A 3,558-nucleotide genomic window follows, 5' to 3' on the forward strand; every position below is an offset into this window, starting at 1 on the left:
AGCGGTGGGCCAGTCAACATGGCGTTGACTGACAGTCCGTCTTCGCGAGCAAGCCCGCTCCCACATTTTTTATTGCATTTCAATTCATGATCAGGCGATGTCGCGCAATTCCCGCCGCAGAATCTTGCCCACCGGCGTCATCGGCAACGACTCACGCAACACAATGTGCTTGGGCACTTTGTAGCCGGTGAAATTGGCCTTGCAGTAGGTCTTCAGCTCCTCAAGGCTCACGCCCTGGGCACGTGCCACCACGAACAGCTTCACTGCCTCCCCGGTGCGCTCGTCCGGCACGCCGATCACCGCGCAGTTGGCTACCGCCGGGTGCGCCATCACCACGTCCTCGATCTCGTTGGGGTACACATTGAAACCCGAAACGATGATCAGGTCTTTCTTGCGGTCGACGATGCTCACGAAGCCATCGCTGTCGATCAGGGCGATATCGCCGGTCTTGAGCCAACCCTCGGCGTCGAGGGTCTCGGCGGTGGCGACCGGCTGTTGCCAGTAGCCCTTCATCACCTGCGGGCCCTTGATGCACAACTCGCCCCGCTCGCCCAGGGGCAATTCGCGCCCTTCGTCATCGATCACCTTCATCGCTGTGCCCGGCACCGGAATCCCCACGGTGCCCAGCCGCGATTGGTTGCCATAGGGATTGGTGCTGGCCACCGGCGAGGTTTCGGTCAGGCCGTAACCCTCGCCGATGGAGCAACCGGTCAGGGCCTTCCAGCGCTCAGCCGTGGCCTTGACCAGCGCGGTGCCGCCGGAGTTGGTGATCTTCAGGTGAGAGAAGTCCAGGGTCTTGAAGTCCGGATGATCCATCAACGCGACAAACAAGGTGTTCAGCCCCAGCAGGCAGGAGAACCGCCATTTTTTCAGCTCCTTGATAAAGCCGCCGATGTCCCGCGGATTGGTGATCAGCACGTTGTGGTTGCCGGTCACCATCATGCACATGCAGTTCGCCGTGAACGCATAGATGTGGTACAGCGGCAGCGGCGCGATCATCACCTCCTGCCCTTCCTTTATCAGCGGCTGGCCATCGTCGGAGACCTGGGACATGCATGCGCGCGCCTGCTGCATATTGGCCACCAGATTGCCGTGGGTGAGCATCGCGCCCTTGGCCAGGCCGGTGGTGCCGCCGGTGTATTGCAGCACGGCGATGTCATCGAGTGTCACGGGATGGCGGGTCACGCCCAGACCCGCGCCCATGCGCAGGGCGCGTTTGAACGAGACCGCGCGCGGCAAGTGATAGGCCGGCACCATCTTCTTCACCTTGTCGACCACGGTGTTGACCAGCCAGCCTTTGGCGGCGGGCATGAAATCCCCCATTTTGGCTTCGATCAGGTAATCGATCTCGGTGTCGGCGCACACTTCCTGCACCCGCGAGCCGAACAGGTTGAGGTAGACCAGCGCACGCACGCCGGCGTCCTTGAACTGATGGCGCATCTCGCGCGGGGTGTACAGCGGGTTGGTGTTGACCACAATCAACCCCGCACGCAGGGCGCCGAACACGGCAATCGGGTAATGCAGCACGTTGGGCATCTGCACGGCGATGCGCTCGCCGGGCTTGAGGTCGGTGTGGTTTTGCAGGTAACCGGCGAACGCCGCGCTCTGGCGCTCCAGCTCGGCATAAGTCAGGGTGATGCCCATGTTGCTGAATGCCGGACGGTCGGCAAAGGCCTTGCAGGAGCGCTCGAAGACTTCGATCACCGACTTGTAGGTGGTCAGGTCGATATCATTGGCAACGCCCGCCGCGCGTTTGTCATTCCAGAAATCAGGTTGCATTATTCTTGTCCTCTTACCTGAGTGTGTCCGGCCGCTTTTGCACTGCATGAAAAGCGGAGCTTTGGGGACGTTAGCAGCTATGGCCAAACAGGCAAATACGGGTAATCGTGTCATTGATTGTATGAATCTTGCCCCTGATGTGTAGGCAGATACCCCGGTCTCCCGCAGATGAGCTATACACTGCAACGACCCCGAGCAAAGGAAGCGCCATGAACCACAGCACCTTCTGGCTGACCGCGAATGACCACAGCCGCCTGTACGTCAATCAATGGCTGCCCGAAGGCGGGGCCAGGGCCGTGGTCATGTTGTCCCATGGCATGGCCGAACACAGCGGCCGCTACGCGCGCCTGGCCGACGCCTTGTGCGGGGCAGGATATGGCGTGTATGCCCTCGACCAGCGTGGTCATGGCCGTACCGCCGACACAGGCACCCTGGGCCTCTACGCCGAACAGGATGGCTGGAACAAAGTGGTGGGCGACCTCGCCAGCCTCAACCAGCATATCGGCCAGCAACAGCCGGGCGTGCCGATCATCCTGCTGGGCCACAGCATGGGCAGCTACATCGCCCAGGCCTATCTGTTGCACCACAGCGCCAGCCTGAACGGGGCGATTCTCAGCGGCTCGAATTTCCAACCGGTGGCGCTGTACCGTGCCGCGCGGTTGATCGCCCGGGCCGAACGCCTGCGTCAGGGCGTGCGGGGGCGCAGTGCGCTGATCGAGTTCCTGTCGTTCGGTTCGTTCAACAAGGCGTTCAAGCCCAATCGCACGGCGTTCGACTGGCTCAGCCGCGACCCAGTGGAGGTCGATCGCTATATCAATGACCCACTCTGCGGTTTCCGCTGCACCAACCAGCTGTGGATCGACCTGTTGGGCGGCTTGCAGCAGATCAGCAAAGCGTCCAATCTCGCGCAGATCGACCCTGGCCTGCCGATCCTGGTGATCGGCGGCGAATGTGATCCGGTCAGCGAGGGCAAACGTCTCAAAAGCCTGGCCCATGCCCTGCGTGACGCCGGCTGCCAGCACTTGCAATTGAATATTTACCCGCAGGCGCGTCACGAAGTGTTCAATGAAACCAATCGCGACGAAGTCACAGCGGATGTGCTGACGTGGCTGGAACACGCCCTGACGTTGCGCAGACCCGCCCGCTGCGAATAATTTTTCCAGTAAAATCAGATCATTACATTACCGATTAGCCACAGGATGCACCTTTAGATGACTCAGGTTACCAACACTCCGTACGAAGCCCTCGAAGTCGGCCAGACCGCCAGCTACAGCAAACTCGTCGAAGAACGCGACATCCAGCTGTTCGCCGCCATGTCGGGCGACCACAACCCGGTGCACTTGGATGCCGAATACGCCAAGGCGACCATGTTCAAGGAGCGTATCGCCCACGGCATGTTCAGCGGTGCGCTGATCAGCGCGGCGGTAGCCTGTGAGCTGCCTGGGCCGGGCACTATTTACATCGGCCAACAGATGAGCTTCCAGAAGCCGGTGAAGATCGGCGACACCCTGACCGTGCGCCTGGAAATCCTTGAGAAGCTGCCCAAATTCCGAGTGCGCATCGCCACGCGTGTCTTCAACCAGCGCGATGAGTTGGTGGTGGACGGTGAGGCCGAGATTCTGGCCCCGCGCAAGCAACAAGTGGTGGAACTGACCCAGTTGCCGCCGATCAGCATTGGCTAAAGTCCACGCAAAATAAATGTGGGAGCGGGCTTGTGTGGGAGCGGGCTTGCTCGCGAAGACGGACGGTCAGTCACCGCTATGGTGACTGATCTACCAC

3 protein-coding genes are annotated in these 3,558 nt (G+C 60.8%); 2 read left to right on the forward strand and 1 reads right to left on the reverse strand.

Translation table 11 applies throughout. The annotated features are described in order from the left end of the window. Positions 1-90 precede the first annotated feature (90 nt). Complete coding sequence (fadD2, locus tag ACW9IB_RS29275; RefSeq protein ID WP_457369062.1) at positions 91-1,779, reverse strand: long-chain-fatty-acid--CoA ligase FadD2; 1,689 nt, start codon at positions 1,777-1,779, stop codon at positions 91-93. Between the two features lie 209 nt (positions 1,780-1,988). Between fadD2 and ACW9IB_RS29280 the strand changes: the two genes are divergently transcribed. Both ACW9IB_RS29280 and ACW9IB_RS29285 read left to right on the forward strand, forming a co-directional pair. Beyond that, a complete protein-coding gene (locus tag ACW9IB_RS29280) occupies positions 1,989-2,933 on the forward strand; it encodes an alpha/beta hydrolase (RefSeq protein ID WP_457416784.1) in 945 nt (314 codons plus the stop codon). A 57-nt stretch (positions 2,934-2,990) separates the two neighbouring features. Further along, positions 2,991-3,461 carry a MaoC family dehydratase gene (locus ACW9IB_RS29285; RefSeq protein ID WP_457416786.1) on the forward strand — a complete coding sequence of 157 codons (471 nt, stop codon included), beginning with the start codon at positions 2,991-2,993 and terminating at the stop codon, positions 3,459-3,461. The last annotated feature ends 97 nt before the right edge of the window (positions 3,462-3,558 follow it).

This window comes from Pseudomonas sp. SDO524_S393 (assembly GCF_054071875.1).